The organism is Nocardiopsis sp. NRRL B-16309, assembly GCF_001279585.1.
Lineage (GTDB): Bacteria > Actinomycetota > Actinomycetes > Streptosporangiales > Streptosporangiaceae > Nocardiopsis.
Window position 1 is genome coordinate 1 of record NZ_LGEC01000033.1, and the last position, 304, is coordinate 304.

The following is a 304-nucleotide window of genomic DNA, read 5'->3' on the forward strand; positions in this document are numbered from 1 at the left end:
CGCCCCCCCCCCCACCCCCTCCCCCCGCCCCCGCCCCGACCTGGTCCTGATGGACGTGCGCATGCCCGGACTCGACGGCATCCACGCCACCGAACACCTACACCGCACCCTGGCCACCCCACCCCGCGTCATCGTCGTCACCACCTTCGACAACGACGACTACGTCTGGGGCGCCCTACGCGCCGGCGCCACCGGCTTCCTGCTCAAACGCACCCCGCCCGAGGACATCCTGGCCGCCCTGCGCCTGGTCCACCGCGGCGACACCCTGCTCTTCCCCACCGCCCTGCGCGCCATGGCCGCCACC

Annotated in this window: 1 protein-coding gene; it reads left to right on the forward strand. The window is 74.3% G+C overall.

The window, feature by feature from the left end:
* Nucleotides 1-304, forward strand: a 304-nt coding sequence (locus ADL05_RS05590) for a response regulator transcription factor (RefSeq protein WP_156365728.1), incomplete at both ends; no start/stop codon positions are given.